Source organism: Paenibacillus sp. HGH0039 (assembly GCF_000411255.1).
In the GTDB taxonomy this organism is placed as follows: domain Bacteria; phylum Bacillota; class Bacilli; order Paenibacillales; family NBRC-103111; genus Paenibacillus_F.
In genome coordinates this window covers 2,612,571-2,635,320 of record NZ_KE150412.1, presented here as the reverse complement: position 1 = coordinate 2,635,320, position 22,750 = coordinate 2,612,571, and the positions used below count along the sequence as shown (strand labels likewise).

At 52.9% G+C, this 22,750-nt stretch carries 15 protein-coding genes, 14 tRNA genes and 1 other annotated feature; of the genes, 22 read left to right on the top strand and 7 right to left on the bottom strand.

What is annotated here, in order from left to right; genetic code table 11:
- Window positions 1-85 (top strand) — a sequence feature (5S ribosomal RNA rRNA prediction is too short).
- Window positions 86-145: 60 nt separating this feature from the next.
- The 15 genes from HMPREF1207_RS11560 to HMPREF1207_RS11490 all read left to right on the top strand — a co-directional run bounded on the left by HMPREF1207_RS11560 (window position 146) and on the right by HMPREF1207_RS11490 (window position 3,965).
- Window positions 146-237: transfer RNA gene (locus HMPREF1207_RS11560), tRNA-Ser, on the top strand.
- A 7-nt stretch (window positions 238-244) separates the two neighbouring features.
- Window positions 245-318, top strand: a tRNA-Met gene (locus tag HMPREF1207_RS11555).
- Window positions 319-329: 11 nt separating this feature from the next.
- A tRNA-Glu gene (locus tag HMPREF1207_RS11550) sits at window positions 330-401 on the top strand.
- Window positions 402-446: 45 nt separating this feature from the next.
- A tRNA-Val gene (locus HMPREF1207_RS11545) sits at window positions 447-522 on the top strand.
- Between the two features lie 18 nt (window positions 523-540).
- Window positions 541-617, top strand: a tRNA-Met gene (locus HMPREF1207_RS11540).
- Window positions 618-625: 8 nt separating this feature from the next.
- Window positions 626-702 (top strand) — tRNA-Asp (locus HMPREF1207_RS11535).
- A gap of 24 nt (window positions 703-726) precedes the next feature.
- Window positions 727-802, top strand: a tRNA-His gene (locus tag HMPREF1207_RS11530).
- Between the two features lie 25 nt (window positions 803-827).
- Window positions 828-902, top strand: a tRNA-Gln gene (locus tag HMPREF1207_RS11525).
- A gap of 9 nt (window positions 903-911) precedes the next feature.
- A tRNA-Lys gene (locus tag HMPREF1207_RS11520) sits at window positions 912-987 on the top strand.
- Between the two features lie 14 nt (window positions 988-1,001).
- Window positions 1,002-1,085, top strand: a tRNA-Leu gene (locus HMPREF1207_RS11515).
- Between the two features lie 7 nt (window positions 1,086-1,092).
- A tRNA-Gly gene (locus HMPREF1207_RS11510) sits at window positions 1,093-1,167 on the top strand.
- An 11-nt stretch (window positions 1,168-1,178) separates the two neighbouring features.
- Window positions 1,179-1,255: transfer RNA gene (locus tag HMPREF1207_RS11505), tRNA-Arg, on the top strand.
- 10 nt (window positions 1,256-1,265) lie between these two features.
- Window positions 1,266-1,339 (top strand) — tRNA-Pro (locus HMPREF1207_RS11500).
- A gap of 7 nt (window positions 1,340-1,346) precedes the next feature.
- Window positions 1,347-1,420 (top strand) — tRNA-Arg (locus HMPREF1207_RS11495).
- Between the two features lie 385 nt (window positions 1,421-1,805).
- A complete protein-coding gene (locus tag HMPREF1207_RS11490; protein WP_009671591.1) occupies window positions 1,806-3,965 on the top strand; it encodes a methyl-accepting chemotaxis protein in 2,160 nt (719 codons plus the stop codon).
- A gap of 334 nt (window positions 3,966-4,299) precedes the next feature.
- On the opposite strand, the gene HMPREF1207_RS11485 is transcribed toward HMPREF1207_RS11490, so the two are convergent.
- The 4 genes from HMPREF1207_RS11485 to HMPREF1207_RS11475 form a co-directional block, all read right to left on the bottom strand.
- Window positions 4,300-7,185 (bottom strand): ATP-binding protein, encoded by a 2,886-nt coding sequence (locus HMPREF1207_RS11485; RefSeq protein ID WP_009671627.1) that lies wholly within the window; start codon window positions 7,183-7,185, stop codon window positions 4,300-4,302.
- Window positions 7,186-7,613: 428 nt separating this feature from the next.
- A complete protein-coding gene (locus tag HMPREF1207_RS30770; protein ID WP_219819079.1) occupies window positions 7,614-7,694 on the bottom strand; it encodes a putative holin-like toxin in 81 nt (26 codons plus the stop codon).
- A gap of 112 nt (window positions 7,695-7,806) precedes the next feature.
- Window positions 7,807-10,689: a DEAD/DEAH box helicase gene (locus HMPREF1207_RS11480; protein ID WP_009671585.1), complete on the bottom strand. Its 2,883-nt coding sequence runs from the start codon at window positions 10,687-10,689 to the stop codon at window positions 7,807-7,809.
- Entirely contained in the window at window positions 10,686-12,275 is a 1,590-nt protein-coding gene (locus HMPREF1207_RS11475; protein ID WP_009671637.1) for an SWIM zinc finger family protein, read from the bottom strand. Before HMPREF1207_RS11475 ends, HMPREF1207_RS11480 begins: the two co-directional genes overlap by 4 nt.
- Before the next feature lie 421 nt (window positions 12,276-12,696).
- On the opposite strand from HMPREF1207_RS11475, the gene HMPREF1207_RS11470 reads away from it, so the two are divergent.
- Window positions 12,697-12,996, top strand: coding sequence for a hypothetical protein (locus HMPREF1207_RS11470; RefSeq protein ID WP_009671638.1), 300 nt, complete (start codon window positions 12,697-12,699; stop codon window positions 12,994-12,996).
- A 74-nt stretch (window positions 12,997-13,070) separates the two neighbouring features.
- Window positions 13,071-14,870: a DNA helicase RecQ gene (gene recQ, locus HMPREF1207_RS11465; RefSeq protein ID WP_009671630.1), complete on the top strand. Its 1,800-nt coding sequence runs from the start codon at window positions 13,071-13,073 to the stop codon at window positions 14,868-14,870.
- Between the two features lie 320 nt (window positions 14,871-15,190).
- On the opposite strand, the gene HMPREF1207_RS29805 is transcribed toward recQ, so the two are convergent.
- The gene (locus tag HMPREF1207_RS29805; protein WP_009671626.1) at window positions 15,191-15,346 is read right to left on the bottom strand and encodes a hypothetical protein; all 156 of its coding nucleotides are present in this window, start codon (window positions 15,344-15,346) and stop codon (window positions 15,191-15,193) included.
- Between the two features lie 1,259 nt (window positions 15,347-16,605).
- Here HMPREF1207_RS29805 and HMPREF1207_RS29800 point away from each other — a divergent pair.
- From HMPREF1207_RS29800 to HMPREF1207_RS11445, 3 genes are all read left to right on the top strand, one after another.
- Window positions 16,606-17,754, top strand: coding sequence for a sensor histidine kinase (locus tag HMPREF1207_RS29800; protein WP_170318596.1), 1,149 nt, complete (start codon window positions 16,606-16,608; stop codon window positions 17,752-17,754).
- Between the two features lie 20 nt (window positions 17,755-17,774).
- On the top strand, window positions 17,775-18,074 hold the full coding sequence (locus HMPREF1207_RS11450) for a 4a-hydroxytetrahydrobiopterin dehydratase (protein WP_009671588.1): 300 nt from the start codon (window positions 17,775-17,777) through the stop codon (window positions 18,072-18,074).
- Between the two features lie 151 nt (window positions 18,075-18,225).
- The gene (locus HMPREF1207_RS11445; RefSeq protein WP_009671584.1) at window positions 18,226-19,611 is read left to right on the top strand and encodes a molybdopterin-dependent oxidoreductase; all 1,386 of its coding nucleotides are present in this window, start codon (window positions 18,226-18,228) and stop codon (window positions 19,609-19,611) included.
- Window positions 19,612-19,852: 241 nt separating this feature from the next.
- Here the strand turns inward: HMPREF1207_RS11445 and HMPREF1207_RS11435 are convergent, their stop codons facing one another.
- Both HMPREF1207_RS11435 and HMPREF1207_RS11430 read right to left on the bottom strand, forming a co-directional pair.
- The gene (locus tag HMPREF1207_RS11435) at window positions 19,853-20,344 is read right to left on the bottom strand and encodes a GNAT family N-acetyltransferase (RefSeq protein ID WP_009671612.1); all 492 of its coding nucleotides are present in this window, start codon (window positions 20,342-20,344) and stop codon (window positions 19,853-19,855) included.
- Window positions 20,345-20,608: 264 nt separating this feature from the next.
- Window positions 20,609-21,052 carry a MarR family winged helix-turn-helix transcriptional regulator gene (locus HMPREF1207_RS11430; RefSeq protein WP_009671623.1) on the bottom strand — a complete coding sequence of 148 codons (444 nt, stop codon included), beginning with the start codon at window positions 21,050-21,052 and terminating at the stop codon, window positions 20,609-20,611.
- A 244-nt stretch (window positions 21,053-21,296) separates the two neighbouring features.
- Here HMPREF1207_RS11430 and HMPREF1207_RS11425 point away from each other — a divergent pair, with 244 nt between their 5' ends.
- A complete protein-coding gene (locus HMPREF1207_RS11425; RefSeq protein ID WP_009671632.1) occupies window positions 21,297-21,767 on the top strand; it encodes a GNAT family N-acetyltransferase in 471 nt (156 codons plus the stop codon).
- A 127-nt stretch (window positions 21,768-21,894) separates the two neighbouring features.
- The gene (locus HMPREF1207_RS11420) at window positions 21,895-22,740 is read left to right on the top strand and encodes a sulfurtransferase (protein WP_009671587.1); all 846 of its coding nucleotides are present in this window, start codon (window positions 21,895-21,897) and stop codon (window positions 22,738-22,740) included.
- The last annotated feature ends 10 nt before the right edge of the window (window positions 22,741-22,750 follow it).

The window sequence follows — 22,750 nt, the reverse complement described above, 5'->3', positions numbered from 1 at the left end:
AACCACGCGTACCCATCCCGAACACGACCGTTAAGCCTTCCAGCGCCGATGGTACTTGGACCGAAGGGTCCTGGGAGAGTAGGACGTTGCCAAGCAGTCCCACAACTGTGGGTTTTTTTATGGGATTTTGTCTCGTATGCACAATGGAGAGGTGTCCGAGCTGGCCGAAGGAGCACGATTGGAAATCGTGTAGGCGCCAAAAGCGTCTCGAGGGTTCGAATCCCTCTCTCTCCGCCAGTATTAAGGCGGCGTAGCTCAGCTGGCTAGAGCGTACGGTTCATACCCGTGAGGTCGGGGGTTCGAGCCCCTCCGCCGCTATAGATACATAAGGCCCGTTGGTCAAGGGGTTAAGACACCTCCCTTTCACGGAGGTAACAGGGGTTCGAATCCCCTACGGGTCATTTACCTTTCTTAAGGTAAGAAGTAGTACAGCAAGATTCAATTATGGACGCTTAGCTCAGCTGGGAGAGCATCTGCCTTACAAGCAGAGGGTCGGCGGTTCGATCCCGTCAGCGTCCACCATATAAGTTTTTTTACTGACGCGGGGTGGAGCAGCCCGGTAGCTCGTCGGGCTCATAACCCGAAGGCCGCAGGTTCAAATCCTGCCCCCGCAACCAATTTATATGGAGCTGTGGTGTAGAGGCCTAACATGCCTGCCTGTCACGCAGGAGACCGCGGGTTCGAATCCCGTCAGCTCCGCCATTTTTAACAACGCTAGTTTTTGTGGCGGTCGTGGCGAAGTGGTTAACGCATCGGTTTGTGGATCCGACATTCGGGGGTTCAATTCCCCTCGTCCGCCCCATTACCTTGATATGAGTTTTAAATATTGGGGGTTAGCCAAGCGGTAAGGCAACGGACTTTGACTCCGTCATGCATAGGTTCAAATCCTATACCCCCAGCCATTTAGTTATGAGCCATTAGCTCAGTTGGTAGAGCACCTGACTTTTAATCAGGGTGTCGAAGGTTCGAGTCCTTCATGGCTCACCATGATTGTTTTATGTGCGCGTGTGGCGGAATTGGCAGACGCACTAGACTTAGGATCTAGCGTCTTTGACGTGGGGGTTCAAGTCCCTCCACGCGCACCAGATTTATGCGGAAGTGGCTCAGCGGTAGAGCATCGCCTTGCCAAGGCGAGGGTCGCGGGTTCGATTCCCGTCTTCCGCTCCATAATTTCATACGTGCCCTTAGCTCAGCTGGATAGAGCGTTTGACTACGAATCAAAAGGCCGGGAGTTCGAATCTCTCAGGGCACGCCATTATTACTTTCGGGACGTAGCTCAGCTTGGTAGAGCACCTGGTTTGGGACCAGGGGGTCGCATGTTCAAATCGTGTCGTCCCGATACGTCTGTCCCAGTAGCTCAGTTGGATAGAGCAACGGCCTTCTAAGCCGTGTGTCGGGGGTTCGAATCCCTCCTGGGACGTCACGGGAAGCGCAGATCTTACAGGATCTGCGCTTCTTTTGTTATCGTCGTTTTTTTCTTGAAAGATGCTATTTGTTTTCCTCTTTTCCTCAGCCTGTGACTTACTTTATGCAGCTCTTTCCAAGTTTAAGCGAGGAGCTGTATATTTTTTAAAACGAATAATGAAAGGGTTATCATACATTTATTGATCGGAATTTTAGAGTTTTTCTGTCTAAAAAACCTCACTTCCTATGTTATTTGATGTAAATTTTATGTTTATTTTTTGACCATTGTTCAAAACTTTTAACCCAATTAAACCGATATACTTGATTAGGACATAGAAAATGGATGTCATCTCTTTTAAGTAAATACATAGACGTTAAACAGGAAGAGGGGGATTAAAGAGATGAAAAAACAAATGATAACAAAAAGTTTTAAAGGATGGAACCGGAACTCGCTAAAGGTGAAGATTCCGCTTCTTTTATTAATTTTGGCTTTGGTTCCGCTGCTTGTCTCGGAATATTTTCTCAGTAGTCAATTCACATCGGTACTCCGGAAAAGCATAGAGGAGAATCAAGTGAAGATAACCACGTATACGGCCGATTACATATCTTCCACACTTGTTCAGAAAGTGTCTACGGTTCAGAGTGTGATCCAAAATCATACTGAAATTGGCACTCAAACGGAGGCACAGAAAATCGCGATTCTTAAAACGATGTCGGAGAACGACACCGAGGTGAAGATTGCTCTGTTCGCGGATAAAGACGGACAAGCGATCGACCAGAACGGCAAGAAAAGCAGTCTCGCGAATGACGAGACGTTTAAAAGCGTCAAAGATACGAAGAAACGGGTTGTATCCGATATCATTAAGGATTCCAGCTCCAATCAATATTCTTTGAAGGTTAGCGCGCCTGTCCTAGGGACAGATGGACAATTCGCAGGTATGCTGCAAACCGCAATAAATCCGAGCCGGATGATCAGTCAGGTCAACAAGGTAAAGATTGGCGAAACCGGATATGCGTATCTCATGTCCAAAGAAGGCATCTATATGGTTCATCCTCAGGTGGACCGTATCGGTAAGCCGTTATCGGATATAGCGACTTCGGAAAGACTGGAGCTCTACAAAAAAACAGTCCTTGTTAAAGAGCAGGGGCAAGTGGCTTATAAGGAAAAGGATAATACGAACAAGGTCGCGGCTTACGAAGAAATCAAGGTTCCTGGCTGGCGCATAGTCGTAACAGGAAACTCGGATGAAATTTACTCGCAGGTCGATCAGGTAAACTTCGTGGCCAAGATCATCGTTCTCGTATCCGCTGTTGTAGTAGTAGCTGCCGCTATCTGGCTGTCTACGTTTATTTTGAAGCCTCTTCTCGGTATTTCCGCTATGATGAAACGGATCGCCGGAGGGGACTTGTCCAGAAGGTTAAAGGTACAATCGCAGGATGAGATGGGAGAGGTGCAGCAGAACATCAACGAGATGCTAAATTCCTTTTCTGCGCTTCTTCAGAAGTTAAGCATGGCGATTGAGCATATGGCGGCATCGTCCCAGCAGTTAAGCGCTATTGCAACCCAATCGGCGGATGTTTCCCAGAATGTGAATCAGACCGTCCTGGTTATGGTAAAAGGGGCCGAGACCCAATTCGAAACGGCTGAACAGACAACGGAGGCCATGAATGAAATGGCGGCGGGTGTGACCAAAATTGCGGATTCCGCCTCCACGGTGTCGGAAGTCGCGCAGGGAGCCGTGCAAAGAGTAAACCAGGGCTCCAGAGACATGCAGGATGCGATTCACCAAATCCAACAGGCAAGCGAAGCAGTGGAAGCGACTTCCCTGACTATAAAGGCGCTGGAGGAAAGCTCAGCCCGTATTCATCAAGTAGTCGGGTTTATATCCGAAATCGCCAAACAGACGAACTTGCTTGCTTTAAACGCTTCTATCGAGGCGGCGCGTGCGGGAGAGCATGGAAGAGGGTTCGCTGTGGTTGCACAGGAAGTAAAAAATCTTGCGGAACAAACCTCCGGGGCGACAGTCCAAATCAACGACACGATCAAACAAGTCCTGTCGGCCACCCAACAGGCTGCTGCGTCGATGTCGCACGGCAAAGCCGAAGTGGACCGGGGCGTAGAGCAGGTACGTAATACGGATAGGGTGTTTGAGGATATTCTCGAGACCGTATCGTCGATTAACGGACAAATCCAGGAAGTTTCCGCGGCGGCACAGCAAATTTCGGCCGGTACGGAAGAAGTTGCGGCTTCCATGCAGGAAACGGTTCAAATTTCCAGAGACTCGCTTGGCAAAATGAACGGCATGTCGCGTTCGACGGAAGAACAGCACGCCGGTATGAAAGAGATCGTCATCTCCGCATCCGAGCTTACCCGGTTAGCTTCCGAGCTCCAGGAACTGTCCGGCAAGTTTACCGTAGAGAGGAACGCAGCCGCAGACAACGAAACCGACGACAAAGAGGTCAGGAACAAAAAGATCAAACAGCCGAAACAGAAACGGCAGAAGCCGGACAAACCGGTCAAACCGGCCAAGAAAGGCAAAGTAGATAAGGGCAATACATAGAAATAGAGTGTAACCGGTAGGATTAGGGTTGAAGCGGTAAAATGCCGACAAGGGCTTACATGGGCCTGAATATGCCCTTACAGAGCTACAGAACACAAGGCAGAGGACAGCTAGGTGTATGAGCTCTTCATGCGGAATGAAGAATCGCAGTCAAGGTGAGGCATCAAGGGAGTTAATCCGAAACAGACGAGTCTTCAAGATTTATCCAGGTTGGCCGCAAAAATAGATCTGAACGCAGCCTGCGTACAATCAACGACTGACAGATCAAACAACAAAGAAGCTATCACCGGACCACCGGGATAGCTTCTTTGTTGTTTTCTTTTAAAATACAGGGTCAGGTTTCCTTCTCTTCATCTTCCGTTTCGATCTCAAATTCAATGGTGTCGGCGTTTACTCTGACATCATGTACTTTAATTCCGTTACGCGCCAAGGAGGACGTGATCAGATTGCGGTCTTGCGACGGAAAAACGTAGGAAGGCTTGTCCCTGTTGCTGAGAAGATCCTGAGCGACTTGAATGAGTCTTTCCATGGTGAACGGCTTCCGCATGAACTTCTCGATATCTTTCTCGTGGTAATCGAGAGGCGGTTCCAAAGCGGTGGAGACAATGACAGGCGTCCGGTTATAAACGGGATGGTGGTAGAGTTCCGAAATGAAATCCCATCCCGTCAGGCTGCCTTCCAGATGAATGTCCACGATGAAGAGCAGCGGCGCTTCCGTCGTTTTACGCTTTAAGGAGAGAATGCCTTCCTCCGCGGAACGGAGCTGAACGGAAGGAAGCTGAAGCTTCGCAAGCGCGACCTGGATCAGTTTAGCGAGGTTGTCGTCGTCCTCGAAAATAACGATTTTGTTATTTAGCGAGACCATTTCAAACGGAACCAGCTCGACTGTAAAGGTAGACCCTTTACCCATCTGGGAACGGAAGGTGAGCTTACCCTGGTGGCCTTCCACAATCTCTTTGACGATGGCAAGTCCTAGTCCGGTACCGCCGATTTGCCTGCGGTCGGAGTTATCTACCCGGTAGAACTTGGAGAAAAGGTGTTCTTTCGCCTCTTCCGGAATTCCGAGTCCGTAGTCGGTCACATCAATGAAAACGGAACCGCCGCTTTCGCGAATCTGCAGATCTACCCGTTCCGCACCCGGCGAATATTTGATCGCATTGCTGAGCAGGTTCTGAACGACCTGGCGGAGCCGGTCGCTATCCCCGCGGACCCAAACTTCTGCCGGCGAAAGGACGGATACCACAATGTCATGGTTTTGTTTGTCCTGCCATTTCTCGACGATATCGTAAACGAGTTCTTTCGTATCCACCGGGGCAAAATGATACACCTGGCGGCCGGATTCCATCCGCTGGAGATCGAGAAAATCGTTAATGAGATTGGCGAGACGCGTAGCTTCTTTAAAAATGGTATCCAGGTATTTCTGCTGTTTCTCGCGTGGAAGCTCACGATGGATGAGGATCTCGATGAATCCGAGCACGCTGGCCAGCGGCGTACGAAGCTCGTGAGACACGATACTGACGAACTCGTTTTTCATGGCATCGATACGCTCTTCTTCCGTCCGGTCGCGGAACACGAACAGATAACCGGATTCATCGCTATCGTTCTCGCCGACCGAGGTGGCGTAAATCTCCGTGAACTGCGGCTCTTCTCCGTTCATAAAGGTGAAGCGCTCGTTAAGCTGGTTGATATCGCCGTCAAACAGCGCTTTAATGGACTGCGAAACGCCGATGAATCCGCTTGACGCCGCGGCGATTTCCTGGCAGGAATCCACGAAGTCGTGTCCGATCTGCTCGTCCAGATGGAAAAACTTATGCATCTGATTGTTTGCAATCAGAATTTTACCGTGTTTGTCGCACATCATCATGCCTTCATGCGCCGCTTCCAGAATCCCTTCGATAAGATCGCGCTGGGACTCGATATACTGCTTCTCCAGGACGAGCTGATCGTTAAGCTCTTCCAGATGCGCAGCCTGCTTGCGGCGCTCGTCGTTCATAATCTGGGCGTAAAACGCCAGATCGAACTGACGGATCAGACCCAGCGTCAGGCGCTCCTTCTCTTCATGCCGGTCAAAGCCGTGGAAGTTGGTCAGGAGCAGGAAGCCGATCACTTGCTGCTGGTCATCCTGTAGAGGGAAGTAATGATCGACGGCAACGGAAATGCCGTCATGAAATCCCCGCTCCGCCTCGGTCGCTTCCCGTTTCTGAACAAAAGCGCAGCCTTCGTCGAACACACGCTGAGACGCGCCGTAAAGCTCGCTCTGGGCTTTGGAGGCGAAGCTGCGCGGATAGCCGCTGGAGAAGAGAACCTCATAGTGTTCGGCCTCCCTGCTTTTCAGAACGACAAGAGCCGCGTCATAGCTGACGGAATCGAGAAGGGCAGGGATCGAATGCTGCAGGAATTGCTTCAGCTCCGTAAAGCCCGTCAGCTTCTCCTGATAATTCGAGATCAGCTCCAGCTCCCGTTCGCGGTCGGACAGCTTAGCCAGCGTAATCTGCTGCTCTTCCTGCTGGGCGATAATTTCCTCGTTCTGGGCTTCCAGACTTTCCGCCATGAACCGGTAGGTTTCCTCGCTCTTGCGGAGCTGAGATTCGGCACGGCTGGCGCGCAGTTGGATCAGGCCTGACCAGATTCCGATCAGGATACCGAGAATGCCGCCGCTCAAAATGATCATCCGCGAGACGGACCCGGCTTTCTTAATGGAGTCGTGGGAAGATTCGCTGATTTTGTTCAACACATCCAGGATGCTCAGGTGCAAAGTTCTGTACTGGTCCATATACTGTTTGCCGATATTGATCCGCCCTTGGGCTTCCTGTACTTTACCGGTCTTCACGAGTTCAATCTGGGAGGTGTAGAATGCAAGCATTTTCTGGATATGCGGATTCACTTGTGTCTGTATGAGAATACGGAGATCGTTATGACCCGATTCAAGCGTGTGAATGACTTCCAGGTCTTTCTGAAGTGCCGCTTTGCCGTTCTCGTAAGGCTCCAGATATTTCGGATCGCTGGAGATCAGGTAGCCGCGTATGCCCGTTTCCTGGTTGAGCAGGTCTTGAAGGAGATTGTTGGCCGCCGATATGACGGGAATGGCGTCTTCAATAACCGCATCGCTCTGCCGCTCCATATTCAATGAAGAGATGTAACTGGACGTTCCGACGAGAGCAAGGAGCAAAACGATGGCAATCACGTACGAAAGAGATAAGCGCGAGCGATTGAATTTCATGCGTTCACCTGGTTTCTGAAAATAATTCTGGAAAAATCCAGCAACAGTCCACATTCGACATGAAAAGACGGAATCCTGCATAAAACGAGCGTGCTTTTCGTCATTGTTCTCCAGAGCGAAATGGGGTAAAATGGAAGTAGGCCAAGCCGTAATGCCGACCCGGATTCAGGGATTTAAGGAAGAATTGATTTTGTTTTGCCGATGCACTGTGTTAAAATACGGGTAACTAACGTATAGATGGATTATGTGTGCGCGTGCAGCCGTGGCACTTTTGTATTTTTATGCATAAGCTATACCGTTCTCCATGCCAAAAAGACCGCGGATGCGGGGGCATCTGCGGTCTTTTTCAATAGCTCGCCCTTCAAGGGTGATCAGCTGCATATGGTGTGACGAAGATAGACCTCCAAGGCCGGTTGCCCAAGGGAGGTCTATTTCTTCTTCTGTGAAAGAATGAGAACCACTAAGCTCGCAAATGAGATCATCAGCGTCAAAGCGTCTTTAACTTCCACAGGGCATCACCTCCTACTCGAGAAGGTTAGCCGACCACCCTTGAAAATGCCTAGTCTATTGTAACTTTAGTATACCACCAATGTGGGAAAAGTTATAGCATTTTTTACCATTTCACCCATTCATCCATTCCATCCGTAAAGAAAGCAGATCGCGCAGCTCGTCCGTAGACAGCTCCGTAATCCAATTTTCCCCGCTGCCCACGATTTGCTCGCTCAGACCGAGCTTTCTCTCGATCATTTCATCGATTTTCTCTTCCAGCGTACCGAGCGTAACGAATTTGTGCACCTGTACGTCCCGCGTCTGTCCGATCCGGAAAGCGCGGTCCGTCGCCTGGTTCTCCACGGCGGGATTCCACCAGCGGTCAAAATGAAAGACGTGATTGGCGGCCGTTAGGTTCAGACCGGTTCCGCCTGCTTTAAGCGACAGCAGAAAGACGGAGAACTGCTCTTCCAGGGGAAGCTCCGCGTTCTGAAAACGGGCGATCATCGCATCCCTTGTCTGCCGCGGAGTGCCTCCGTGCAGGAAGGAGACGGACTCGCTTAGCTCGCTTTGCAAAATTTCCTGGAGAAGATGGCCGGTCTCCACGAATTGGGTGAAGATCAGGCACTTATCGCCCTGCTGGCGCAGCTCCTGCACCATGTCGAGCAGACGCTCCACTTTGCCGGAGCGGTTGCGCCAATCGGTGCGAGGTCCCTCGCGCATAATGAGCGCAGGATGGTTGCAGATCTGCTTGAGCTTCGTCAATGCGGCAAGAATATGCCCTCTGCGCTCCATCGGAGACATCGCGTCGACTTTCTCGAAGAGGTCGCGGATGTAATGCTCGTAGAGCGTACCCTGCTCGGCTGTAAGCGTCACGAACGTCTTCGACTCGTTCTTCTCCGGAAGATCGAGCTGAATGGCGGGGTCTTTCTTGATGCGGCGCATCAGGAATGGCCGCACAAGGCGCTGTACCCCGGAGATCAGGCCGCTGTCGCGGGATTTCTCGATCGGCGTGACGAACCGGCGCGTAAACTGCGTGAGCGTGCCGAGATAGCCGGGATTGAGGAAATCGAAGATGGACCACAGCTCCGTCAGCCTGTTTTCCATCGGTGTACCCGTCAAGGCGATCCGGTGGAGGCCCGAGAAACTGCGGATAGCAGCCGCTTGTTTCGTGTACGGGTTCTTGACGTTCTGAGCTTCGTCCAGACAGATGGAGCTCCAGGACACCTCGCGCAGTTCCTCCTCGTCGAGATGGGAAAGCGTATACGAGGTGATGACCAAGTCAGCGCTTTCTACGGATTCCGGGAAGAAGCTTCCTTTGGCGCGCTGCGGCCCGTAATGAATGTGAACGCGGAGGTTCGGCGCAAAACGGCGCAGCTCCATCTGCCAGTTCCCGATTACGGAGGTCGGACAGATGAGCAGGGAAGGCGCCTCCGGGGCTTCGGTTTCCTTCACCTGAAGCAGATAGGTGATGTACTGGATGGTCTTGCCGAGACCCATGTCGTCGGCAAGACAAGCCCCCAGGCCGAAGCGCCGCAGGAAGAGCAGCCACGTGCTGCCCTCCAGCTGATAAGGCCGCAGGGTCCCCAGGAACGAAGCCGGGGTATCGATTCGGGGCAGCTCGGCCGTGCGCGTGAGCTGCTGGAACAGCCGGCGGAGCTGGCCGGTCAGCTCGATCTCGACCGCAGGCGGCCGGTTGTCGGGATCGGCGGCTTCGTCCGCCGGTCCTTCCGGCTCTCCGCCCGTACCGCCGCCCAGCAGCTGGAGCTCCAGCACCTCGCGCAGCGTAAGTCCCTGCTGCCGGTCCGCTCTGGCGAGCAGCTCCTCCGCCTGGCGCAGAAACTGCGGGTCGAGCTGGACCCAGCGGCCGCGGATGCGGATGAGCTTGCGCTTCTCTTCGAGCAGCTGGAGGAACTCTTCCTCGCTCAGCTCGAAATCGTCGATGGCAACGCGCCAGTCAAACTGCATGAGCTGGGTAAGCCCGAACATCGACTCGCCGCCTCCGCCGCCAAGCGAATTTTTGAGCTTGGCCTGGAGCTTGGGGCGCAGCTTGCGCGCCCGTTCCCACCAGGCGGGCAGCATGACGGCGAAGCCCGCCTCCACGAGCCGCACGCTGCCTTCCGCGAGGAAGCGCCACGCCTCCTCGTCGCTCAGACGCGTGCGCAGCTGCGGCGGCTCTCCTTCGTCCGCCGCGTTCAGCCACGGCAGAAGGCGCAGCCATCTGCCGACATCCCGCGGGACGCGTCCGAGGTCCGCGATCCAGGACTCCGGCAGGGCCAGCTCGCCTTCCAGCGGCTCGCCCGCCGGAGTTACGGCGCGCAGGACCGTGTCGTCGGAGCGGTCCTGCAGCAGGATCTGCAGCCTCCAGTCTGGGTCCCCTTCGGGTTCCATCAGCTGGAGGCTTGCGCGGAACGGCGTCGGATCGTGCTTCCAGCCGATCGACACGAGCCAGTCCTCTTCGTCCAGCCAAGTATCGGCCGGACGTGTGCCCAGGCGCAGCAGAGGATGCGCCTCTTCGAGCCGGCGGAGCGCCGCTTTGCGGGAGCCGTCCGCTTCGATCCAGGCGGGGATGAGCTGGTCGAGCCACAGCTCCGCCTGCGAGGTGACGGACGCGGCGGCTTCCCCTTCGAGCTGCAGCTTCCAGCTCAGGGTGCCCGTCTTCCACTGCTCGTAATCGGGAACGAAGCGTCCTGCGGCAAGCGCTTCCTTAACTTCGGGAGCGAGCTTCCGGAGATTCGTGGTGTCCGTATCCCAGCGGATGGAAAGATGCTTCACCGTATGCGGATCGCCGAAAAAATCCAGCGCCGTTAGTGCGGGCAGGGACAAGCCTTCGCGGTGTCCCCATTCGGTCGTTTCAATAAAGGTTCCGTAAAAGGAAGGGGCATGCCAGGCGAAAAGCAGGCCCTTCAGATCTTGTGCATCCCAGATGCCGCCGTTCTCCCGGGTTCCCCATACGAAGAAGGCGCCGGACGGCATCCAGACGGCATGAACCGTCAGCGGACTCGTTTCTATCATGGCAGCCAGCTTCCTTTCTCCAGTTCTTCCTGAAACGCGCGGAGGCGGACGAAGTGATCCGACAACCGGTTAATGTATGTCTCCCATTCACGCTTCCGCCCGAGGGTCGTGTAATAGCCGTGAAGCTTTTTCAGAAGGCGGACAGCGGTTTTATAAGACGTTCGGTTCTTCTCCAGCACGGACCGTTCCACGGCCTGATGGTACAGGGGGAGAAGGAGGGACGGATCGGATTCCTCTACCGATCTCAGCTCCAGGGCATACAGGTTCTGGGGGCCGATCCGGTTGGCGATTTGCAGATCCACCCACTGCCGGTAGCGCTTCGTTTGAAGCAAATAGCCGGTGTAAACATAGTAGGAACGCGGAAGAAGCGTCTCCATGATACGAACCCACTCGTCGTCCGCATTGGCATGCTTGGCGGCGTCCGTCCAATACTGGCAGAGCAGGCGGAAGTCGTCCTGGGCCGCCGACTGCATGGTCGGAGCGAGCCAGCGGAGCCAGCTCAGCAGGGTGTTCCATTCGGCGCGTTCATGGCAGCGTCTCATATAGAGGATAAAATCTCTTGCTCTGCGCTGATGCAGAGCCTCCAGTCTAAGAAACGCCGCGTCCGGACTGTTCTCCATGAGGTCGAAATGAGCCCGGGCCACAAGCAGAACGTCCTGCTTGCGGTTCCGGCGGCCCTCCTCCCGTTCCTGGAGCTGTTTATCCAGCCGTTCTTTCTCGCGCTTGATCCATTCCGCTTTCTTCGGCAGAGCCCACCATACCGCCCGGTAGGCATACAGCCAGTCGTTCGGTCCCTCTTTGCCCTGGAGGGCCAGAGAGGCCAGGCGGTTCAACGCTTCCGTCCAGCGTTTGGGGTGCTCTTTGACCGAGACCGGAAGTGCCGGCGAAGCCAGAAGCCGGTCCAGACGGGACAGGCAGTCCGCCGCGGCCGTTGTGGCGTTGGACTCATGATAGCCGGATAAGTAGGAACTTTTCGTATCTCCAAAAAACTGTTCCATGCGGTGCATTACAAAAAAGGTCACGTGCAGGTCGTATAAAAGGCGGATGCCGTCCGGCCAGCCGGAGGCATAAGCTTGAAACCGCTCGAAAGCGGAAGTGACAAACAAATCGAACGAATACTGATGAGAAATCGAAAAGCCGTGATACTGCGCTTCAAAAAAACGGTGCCAATCTTCGGGAGAGCCTCCTGGCACCGGTTCGGAAGTGCGGCGCTTGGACTCGCGGTCGGCGTTCTTGGCGGGCTTCCGTTTCGTCGTCATCGCGCGCTTCAACTCTTGAACAAGCAGTTCAGGCCTGCCGTGAGGAACGTACAAGGCAAATATGACCGCTGCCATGTGTCTGCACGGTTTATCGAACGAGCAGGTGCAGTCGCCTGCACTGAAGCTTTCCAGATCGATCGTGGTATGGTAACGGTCGTTGCCCCGTACCGATGCATGCACGACCGTTCCTCCCACAAGTTCCACGCCGCTCACGCGGCCTTTGTGGTGAAACATCCAACCCCGTTCCATATCCTCGGGGTCCATGTGGGTCTGCATCTGCTTGATCAAGTAGTTCATTCTGTTCTTGGGTATTTGCAGTTCGAGCATTCCTTCTGAACCTCCGGGGTATCCTTATCTCTCCATAGTACCAGATTTTTTCCTGTTTTGCCCATTGGTTTAGGATTGGCTAATGGAGGATTTTTTAGACGTGCCATCAAGATAGGCGAAAGGGGCCTCAGCCTTGTAAAAAAACCGCATCTGCCGGGAGGCGGCAGCCCTCGCTTGGGAGCACGCTTGCGCATGCTCCGGCATGTAATAAAAAGATTGAACCGGCAGGGGAAAAAGGGTGAGGCCGCCGAGGCCTTCCTACCATTTTACCACTATACGTCTGCTGATTCAGGAATTCGGTTAAAATAATAAAAAACGAACGCAGGTTTGGAAATTCAAACATCCCGGTGGTATACTGGGAACACAAGAGCAAGGCTCCGGAGCAGGAGCCTTTTCCACTTAAGGGAGGCACTCGAAACGTATGGGGATCAAGTTCGGCAGAGAGTACGAAGACATCATCCGCGATTTGATGAACGGGCTTGGACATGTGGACGGGTTTTACGGATTTTTTGAAATGAGCGAGGCGGACTGGCATGAGCTTCCCGAGGAAGACCGTCAGGAGTGCCTTCGTACGCTGGCCGACGATGTGTTCTACGGACTCGGTTCCGAGCCGCTGCTCCAGATTGCGGACGCGAAGGTGCGCTATATGAAGGATAGACACCTTATTCAGATCGACCATGACGATCAGGTTGTCACGATTGTGCGGCTGACATCCGCGTAAGCACGGATACGAAAGAGGTTCCGGCCTTTGAAGGCCGGGCCGCCCAGGAAAAGAAACAAGAGGTGCAATCTAACATGCTAGCCAAAGCGCAAGAGCTTCTGCAGCAGTATTACGGATATCCGGAGTTCCGGGAAGGGCAGAAACACATCATTTCCGCCCTTCTGGAAGGACGGGATACACTTGGCATTATGCCGACCGGCGGCGGGAAATCAATCTGCTACCAGATCCCGGCGCTGATGATGGAGGGCGTCACGCTAGTCGTCTCGCCTCTCATCTCGCTGATGAAGGACCAGGTCGATGCTCTGCATACGGTCGGCATTCCGGCGACCTTCCTGAACAGCACGCTGGAGGCGGGAGAAGCCGGTCGCCGGATTAGGGAGGCGATGCAGGGCAAGTACAAGCTGCTGTATATCGCCCCCGAGCGGCTTGAATCCGACTGGTTCCGCCAGTGGATGCATTCCATGAATATCTCCTTCGTTGCGATAGATGAGGCGCATTGCGTCTCGCAGTGGGGGCATGATTTCCGCCCCAGCTATGTCAATATAGCTCCGTTCGTACAGGACCTTCCGAGCCGTCCGCTCGTTGCGGCTTTTACCGCTACGGCGACAACGGAGGTTACGCAGGATATCGCCCGGCTGCTGGAACTAGACGACCCGGAGGTCGTGGTAACGGGCTTCGGCCGGAGCAATCTGGAGCTGTCCGTACTGCGGGGCGTCAACAAACGCGACTTTGTTTTCGACTATGCCAAGGCGCACACTCACCAGCCCGGCATTGTCTATGCCGCCACGCGTAAAGAGGTAGACGAGCTGTACGAGCAGCTGCGCCGTAAAGGGCTGGCCGCCGGGCACTATCATGCCGGACTTTCCGACGAGGAGCGGGCCCGCAATCAGGAGGCCTTTCTCTACGACGACGTGCGGGTGATGGTCGCCACGAACGCATTCGGGATGGGGATCGACAAGTCCAACGTCCGGTACGTGATCCATTACAATATGCCGAAAAACATGGAGGCGTATTACCAGGAAGCGGGCCGTGCGGGCCGTGACGGAGATCCCAGCGAATGCATGCTGCTGTTCAGCGCCCAGGACATTCTGACGCAGAAATTCCTTATCGAGCAGAATCAGCTTTCCCAGGACCGTAAGAGCAACGAGTACAAGAAGCTGCAGACAATGATCGACTACTGCCACACACCTCGCTGCCTGCAAAATTATATTTTGCAGTACTTCGGAGATGAGGGCGAGCTTGTTCCCTGCGGCAACTGCAGCTCGTGCAAAGATGACCGTGAAACCGTCGATATTACGGTGGAAGCGCAGAAAATCTTCTCCTGCGTCCGCCGTATGCAGGAACGGTTCGGCATCTCGATGGTTGCCGGCGTCCTGAAAGGATCGAGAAACAAGAAGGTGCTTCAGTACAAGTTCGACAATCTGCCGACCTACGGCATTATGAAGGACCGGACCGAGAAAGAAATCGCCGATTTAATTAATGTGCTGATCGCCGAAGGGTACATGGGATTGTCCGAGGGGCAATATCCTGTGGTCCGGCTTCAAGCGCCGGCGGTTGAGGTTTTGCAGGGGCGTGTTCAGGTGTTCCAGAAGGTCACCCCGAGCCAGCCGCTGGAGTCCGCCGTGGACAACATGCTGTTCGAGCAGCTGCGCCTGCTGCGCCGGGACATGGCCGCGAAGGAAAAAGTGCCGCCGTACATTATTTTCAACGACAGCACGCTTCGTGAAATGAGCGAGCGCTGCCCGACGACCGAAGCCCAGATGTTGAAGATCAAGGGCGTCGGCGAGGTGAAGTTCCGCAATTACGGTCTTCCTTTCCTGGAGCTATTGCAGGAATATGTGCGGGAGCAGGAGGCTTATGCGGGGGAATTTTGATGTGAGGTAAGGGACTTATTGTTTATAGGTATTTATATGGCATTCTTTAAGGATTTGTGGGGAGCGGTTCGGACTCCACTACTCCTTAAAGAATGCCTTTTTTGCTTATAAAGATGGTTGGCGCTTCTTGCATTCGTTTCTCGTTCATGCCTGACTTGATTTCATTTACCCAAATTTGAGGATTCTTAGTAGAATCATTAGCAGGTATATATAACCTTTTGTATAATATAAATGGTAAATGTTCGAATAAAAATAGCCTCTAAAATTAGAGGCTATTTCCAAGAAGACGTATCCAATTGTAATCTAATTAAATTAAATGGTTAGCACCATGCTAGTTTATAGATTTTATTTTTCTCCAGTTGGTGCTTTAAGATTTCTTCGATACTTAAGCGTGCAGTAGAATTGTTATTCTTCAACTTTTCTGACCTGATTTCTTTCTTCAATTCCGGCGACCATAAAATAAGAGTTTGATCCATGCCAAAACCTCCTTTAATTGTTAGAAAATATAAGTAATTATAACATTCTGTAGAGGTGAAGTATATTGACTAAGCGAAATCTTATCATTTTTTTATGTTTTTTAATATTTGTAAGCTTACAGGCTCGCTTTCTCAATTTGATCTATACGAATCCTTACTTAGGGATCTATTTAAAAGAGAATTCTGAGAAAAAATGGAGTGTCGATTCGTTCGATCCTCTGGGTGTGGGTAAATATTATGATTTAAAAAATGGGGATGTTATACAACAAATCAACGGCAAGGATTCGATGGATCATACAGAGTTCAGACTATGGCGAAATATAGAGAAGGCAAATGCTCTGACTGTTGCCAGGGGTTCTGAAGTAATAGACATTCATTTTGATCAAAAAGTAAATATTCAGATACATGATTTGATTGCACTATTTTTTGAAATGGTTTGCTTTTCTTTGGCCGGCTTCATTTATCGTAAAGGAAACAGTAATAATCAAGAAATGTCTGCAAAATACCTTGCCCTTGTTTTTTTTGCAATCGGGGCAACATTTATGGCTTTGGGAGCTTCCAACAGAGGAGATATTTCGGCGAAGATCTTAATATCCACTTTTATTGTTCTTATCCCCTGTTTTTTCTTGCATTTTTTAGTCTTTTTCTTCAAACAGAAAAGGATAAATATTCCGTCCGAGTGTGCTTTGCGGTTTTGGTATAGTATCATCATTTTCTGTACGCTTATCCGGATGTTATATTTTATCGATCCTCTTGCTTATGATGTTTATATATGGTTTAACCTGATAGTTATTCCATGTTTTTTGTGCTGCTTGTTCAATAATTTCTGGCTTTTACACCAAGTCAATAAAAAAGTTAAAAGGAACAGGGAACTAAATTCTTTGCTGAAAACGATCTGGTATTCTTTATTCATCAGCTTTGCGCCGTTTGCTCTGCTTTCTTTTCTTCCTGCTTTGATTATTCAAAGGGAACTAGTACACTCTTTTTACACAAGCTGGTTTGTATTCATTTTTCCTGTTTCATTTGCTTATTTGATCTTATCTAAGAAACTTTACGATTTGGATTTATATATGCGCCGAATTTTGTTTTCAGCAACGATTTCAATTGTGCCGAGTGTTATTACTATATCTTGCATTACTTTTATTTTTCATAGACATATTTCATGGATAGAAATCACTTATATATTTACAGTCATCCTATTTATTTTCTCCATCTTCGCTTACTCCATGGAATACTTCACTACAAAACTCGAAAAATTCATGTTTCCTCGTAAGTACTTTTTACAGCAGTCCCTTAAGAAAATTTCCAAAGCTCTTGGAACGATCACCAATTTTAACGCACTTAAGGAAATCATCCTCAACGATATTGTCAATACCCTCGACATCCACGGCGGAGCCATCGTATTTGTAGAAAAAGAAGGCATCCAAGTGATCACGGCGGGTGACATTGATGAAGAAGATGTTAAAACCTCTATGGAAAATGGAGTCTACAAAGGGGACAAGTATACGGCTTTTGAGATCAACCGGCACGAAGAGTATCGAAGTTTCCTGGTTGTAACCGGCAAAAAGTCCAACACGCATCTCGGCCAAGAGGACCGGCACTGGATCAATTTAATCGTGACTTATCTGTCCGCAAGTCTGGAGAACGTATACCTCATCCGCAAGCTGACGCTGAAAATGTACGAGCTGATGGCTAATATCCCGAACGAAGAGGCAACGCCGGAATTTGTGTGGCTCCGCAAAACGATGTACGACATCCAGGAGAAGGAGCGCATCCGCATTGCGATGGACTTGCACGATACGACGATGCAGGATCTTTTTCTGCTCAAAAGAAGGCTGTACCCGATTCTTCAGCGTTTCCCCAAGATGACGGACGAGTACGGGCAGTTGACGGGCATTCTGACGCATATCGATTTGATTAATGAAAACTTACGGCAGAGCTGCTTCGAACTGAATCCTTATGTGCTGCAAAAGACGGGGCTGGTCGGCAGTATCCGCAAACTGGTCGATGTGGAGAGTTCCTACAGCGAATTTCAGGTTAATTTTATCGCCGACTGTACGGCGCAGATCGAGCTGCTTGAGGTCGAAAGGAAGAAGCACCTGTTCCGGGTAATTCAAGAGCTGCTCAATAATGCGAAGAAGCATTCGCAGGCCGAGCATGTCACGATCCGTCTGGTGGAGGAGAACAGCAGCATCAGTCTGTTGTATGAGGATGACGGTATCGGGTTCGATCGCCAGGTAAAAGAGATGAACCGCAAGAACCGGATTATTTCGGGGGCGGGCATCGGGCTCGATCAGATGCAGGGAAGGGTGCTGCTGATGAACGGTGAGTTCTATATGGATACCGAGCGTGGAAAAGGTGTACAAATCGAGATTCGAATCCCATTCCTGGAGGGTATTTCTGCTTAGAGGGGAAAGGAGGGAACACAATGGCTGCTGCAAACAAGCTTTCGTACGATCAGGTGGCCGTGAAGCTGGCCGGATTGAACGGCTGGAATTTGCGGGACGAACGTACAATCGAGAAGACCTATGAATGTCGTGATTTCAAAACGGCCATTGATTTTGTCCGCCGGGTGGCCGATGTGGCAGAGTCTCTAAAGCATCATCCCTTTATCAAAGTGGACGACAGACGGGTCACGATGCAGCTCAGCACGCATGATGCGGGCGGTCTCACAGACCTTGATTTTACTTCGGCGGTACAATACGATGGTGTGCTTCCCGTAGCTTAGCTTCCGGCTCCGGCCGGAGGATAGATAGAGGACCGCTGTCTTGCGGTCTCTTTTTGTGGGAGGGCATGGCCCTTTGTTAAAATAGAAAAAAAACCATTCACATGAAAAAACGTTAATCACGTTAACGATGAAGCGGGAGGAGTAGGCCGGTATGGAACGTAAGAACAACTGGCTGTCGGCCGGGTTCGGCAAGAAGCTGAACCGGCTGCACGCCTGGAATGCCTGGGTCACGCTTGTTCTGGCCCTGACCGGCATTGTGCTCAGCATCGGCTGGATCCGCGGCGACCTCGGAGCTTTGCGTGTGGTGCTGAAGCAGGGGCACATCTGGCTCGGCGTCTTCTCCATCCTCCTGCTGGCGCTGTACGTGCCGCTGCTTCCCAAGCATCTGGGGCAGCTGCGCAAGCGCAGGAAAGCCGGGCAGCAGGGCAATCTCGCCGGCGTGCTTGTGTTTACGGCCGGCTGGATCGTCAGCGGCGTCATCCTGTGGCAGTTCCGCAGCCTGCCGCCGGTGTGGAGCAATACGGCCCTGTTCATCCACGATGCTTTTACGTGGGTGGGCGTGCCGTATTTGCTCTACCACTCCGTCACCCGCAGCCGCTGGGTGAAGAAGCGCAGCGCGGAGCTGCCTGCCTCCGCATCCGCGTCGAGTCCGCCTGCACGGGCAGCCGAAGCCGCACGTCCGCAGGCGGATGCGCGGCAGCCTATCCTGCGCGCGGATACGGGCGCCGTCTTCCGCGACGAGACGCGGGATGCCGGCGGGGCGGCGACTCAGGCGAGCGCGTGGAGCGAGTCGCTGGGAAGGCGCATGACACGGGGCGCCTTCCTGAAGCTGGGCGCGGCGGCGGCGCTCGCGGTCGTGATCGGCCCATCGTTCGTCAGGTGGGCCCGGGGCAATCTCTTCGGCGGGGGAGGGCTGGAAGAGGCGGTGCGCGCGGATGCGAACCGCATGCTTCCGGCCCCCGTGCCGCTGGCGGAATCGTCGCCTCCCGTCGGCGGCGGGGCGAAGGGGGATTTCCGGATCTATACGGTAACGGAAATCCCCGCGTTCTCCTCCGACAACTGGGCGTTCAGTGTGTCGGGGATGGTCGACAAGCCGCTCCGATTCACCTGGGAGGAGCTGCAGCAGGTGGAACGCCTCGTCCAGGTCAGCGACTTTCACTGCGTGACCGGCTGGTCGGTGAACAGCGTGACCTGGGAGGGCATCCGGCTGTCCGAGCTGCTCGGACGGGCAGGGGTACAGCCCGGAGCCGGATTCGTGAAGTTCATCTCCGGGGACGGGGTTTATACCGACTGCCTCAGCTTGGAGCAGGCCCGCATGGATGAAGTGCTCGTCGCGCTGCTCATGGACGGCAAACCCATCCCGCAGCAGCTTGGAGGGCCTGTCCGCCTTATCGTCCCGAGTATGTACGCCTACAAATCGGTCAAGTGGCTTCAGAGCATCGAGCTGATCCGCGATGAGCATATCGGGTACTGGGAAGTGCGGGGGTACGAGAAAGACGCCTGGGTTCCGGCTTCCCGGCTGAAGAGGGGCGTCTAGTGGAGCTTGCGGACTTTTGGAAACCGGTGCACCCGTTAGAAAGCAAAAAAGGGAAGGGGCTTTATCCTCCCTTCCCTTGCCGGACAACCGATTGCAGATCGTTACAGGATGTACAGCTTCTATATCCGGTAGGCGACGATGGCGTCCGTTTAATTGTAAACGCTATCACGACAAGGCGGCAACAGGCCCATGCCGAAAGAAAGTCTGCCGAGGAGATGGTCGGAGGCGCAGCCGGATAAGCTTACGCGGGCTCCGCTCCGTGAACCATACAGTGCATCATAGCCATGCCGGTTGGCGTCATCCGCTCGTACGTATCCGTGACGGCAAACCCCGCTCGGATGTAAGCTTTTATGGCACGCTCGTTGCGTACGAGTACTTCCAGGTCAATTTCGTTGCCGGGATTCCGTCTGCGCGCTTCGGCAACCAGGCATTCCACGTACGAGGGTCCGAGTCCCTGCCCGCACAGATCGGGACGGATTCCGAGTCCTAGGCGGGTCACGCCCGTCAGAGGGAAAAATTGCGCAAACCCGCACAGCTCGTCCCGCTCGTCGACAATGGCCGCATACTGCTTCTCACGGATATCGGGATCTGCGAATTCTTCCGCTCTCGCTGAAAGCTCTTCCCAGGAAGGCCAATTGTACACGCTGTAGGGGGCCGGATAGGACCAGGCGCAGATGGCTTTTCCATCGGTTTCGGTAAAAGGGCGCACGCGCCATGAGGTTGCAAGAGTCATGTTTTGTCCGCCTTTGGTTAAAATAGGATTGGGTCTATTATAGAACAGAATTCTGTATTAGAACAGGCTTGAAGTTAACCTTATACAGACTAAGAACAGCCGCACGGAACGAATGCTGTGGTGAGGGAGGGGAATCTCGGAATCATCCGCTGAAAAGTAAAAACGGCCCCGTATCCCCGTTAATTTTTAAAGGAATAGGCCGTTATTCTGTGTAAATTATTCGGATGCGGAACCGCTTGCGCAGGAGAGACAGCTATCGGCAAACTAGTCTGCCGTTTCTTCTCCTTTATCGAGGTTGTCGATCATATGAGCGAAAATCCGCGACATATGGGTCATGTCTTCGTCGGTTAAGCCTTGCATCATGCGCCTGATAATGCCGAGCCGATACTCACTCATCACTTTTACCATCTCGCGGCCTTTCTCAGTAACAGCCAGGAACACCACACGACGGTCTTCTTCCGTCCGTATCCGTTCCGCATAACCCCCGGCAATCAGTTTGTCCGACATTCCCGTAATAGCTCCCGCCGTAATAAACAACGCTTCCGCCAGGCTCGATACTTTCTGGGGTCCTTCTTTAACCAGCGTTTCCAGAATAAGAAACTGCGATTTGGAAAAAGAGCGATCGACGTACTTCGTCCATTCATTGGACATTTTCCTCAAGAGTTGTCTGAAGGACTTTTCCATCTCAAGATAACCCTGATCGGGCATGATCCATCTCCTTTACCGGGCATAAGATTCTAAAAAATATTTTAGAACTAAATCATATACCGCTATAGGTATTTTTCTTATGGGGTTCCATATGGTAAACTTATAGTTACCCCCGTTTATTATCTCTATTATAAAATACCTTGTCTATAAGGGCAAAAAGAAATCCCACATTTTTTGTCGATAAAAATCAAGTGACAGGAATGGAAATTTAAGGAATACTAAGGGTTAGAAGAGGAGGTTGTGTATGAGCCGTGTTGAAATACGTGAGGCGGAGCTGAACGACCGTGATGCTCTCCGCGGGTTGATGAATACTTATATTTATGATTTTTATCAATATCCGCGTCCGGAAGAAGAAAAGTTGGAGAACCTGCTGGATGTCTTGTTGGAAAAGAAAGCAGGCACGCAATTCGTCGCCGTGTACGAAGGGGAGTTAGTCGGTTTCGCCACCTTATATTTTACATATAGTACGCTACGCACGGGCAAAGTCGTCATTATGAACGATCTGTTCGTGACGGAGAAATGCCGGATTCAGGGCGTCGGTACCAAATTGTTCCGTGCATGCAACCAGTATGCCGCTTATAATGGCTATGTGGCCATGCTTTGGGAAACGTCTAAGGCCAATGAGAATGCCCAGAAGTTTTATGAGAAAATGGGCGGAGAACGCGAAGAATGGTACCCTTACTCCATCAAGCCTGTCATCGGCGTAGGAGATTAGGCGGCCGGCCGGTTCCATAGCCGGGACGGCCGCGGTTCTGCCGGAGAGGGGCCCCGTTCTTCCCGCTCCGCCATGCGGTTTTAAACTCATTATGCAGCCTGCTAGGGCGGGGAGGACATTGATTCGGATGCGGAATATTGTCAGTTTGGAATGGCTTTACGAACACCTGCAGGACCCCGATCTTCTGATCGCGGACTGCCGGTTTGCGCTGGGTGAGCCGTGGAGCGGCCGCCAGGACTACAGCATCGACCATATCCCCGGTGCTTTCTACGTGGATCTGGAGGAAGACATGTCCGGCGAGAAGCGGGAGCACGGCGGCCGCCATCCTCTGCCGGACCTGGGCGCTTTCTCCATGCGCGCGAGCGCGCTCGGAGTTGACGCCTCCAAGACGGTCGTCGCTTATGACGACCAGGGCGGAGCGATGGCAGCGAGGCTGTGGTGGATGCTGCGCTTTCTCGGTCATGAGCGCGTTTACGTGCTTGACCGCGGCTATTCGCAGTGGAAGGCGGCCGGTTACCCGGTAACGGCCGAGGCTCCGCAAGCAAGCCCGGCGACCTTCTCGCCGAAGGTTCAGCGGCACATGCTGGCGAGCATGGACGAGGTGAAGGCGAAGCTCGGCGAGAAGGGCACCGTCCTGATCGATTCGCGCGAGGGAGCCCGCTACCGCGGCGAGCAGGAAGCGATCGATCCGGTGGCGGGACACATCCCAGGCGCTCGGAACTGCTTCTGGAAGGACGCGCTCGACGCGGAAGGCTCCTGGCGGAGCGCCGAGGAGCAGAAGGAGAGATTCCGCGGGCTGGAGAACGCGGAAGAGCTGATCGTGTACTGCGGCTCCGGCGTCAGCGCCTGCCCGAACGTGCTCGCGCTGGAGGAAGCCGGCATCCCGGGCGTGAAGCTGTACGCGGGAAGCTGGAGCGATTGGATTAGTTATGAGGAAAATCCAATTGCGGTGGGGGAAGAGGAGAAGGCGTAAGCAGTTATAC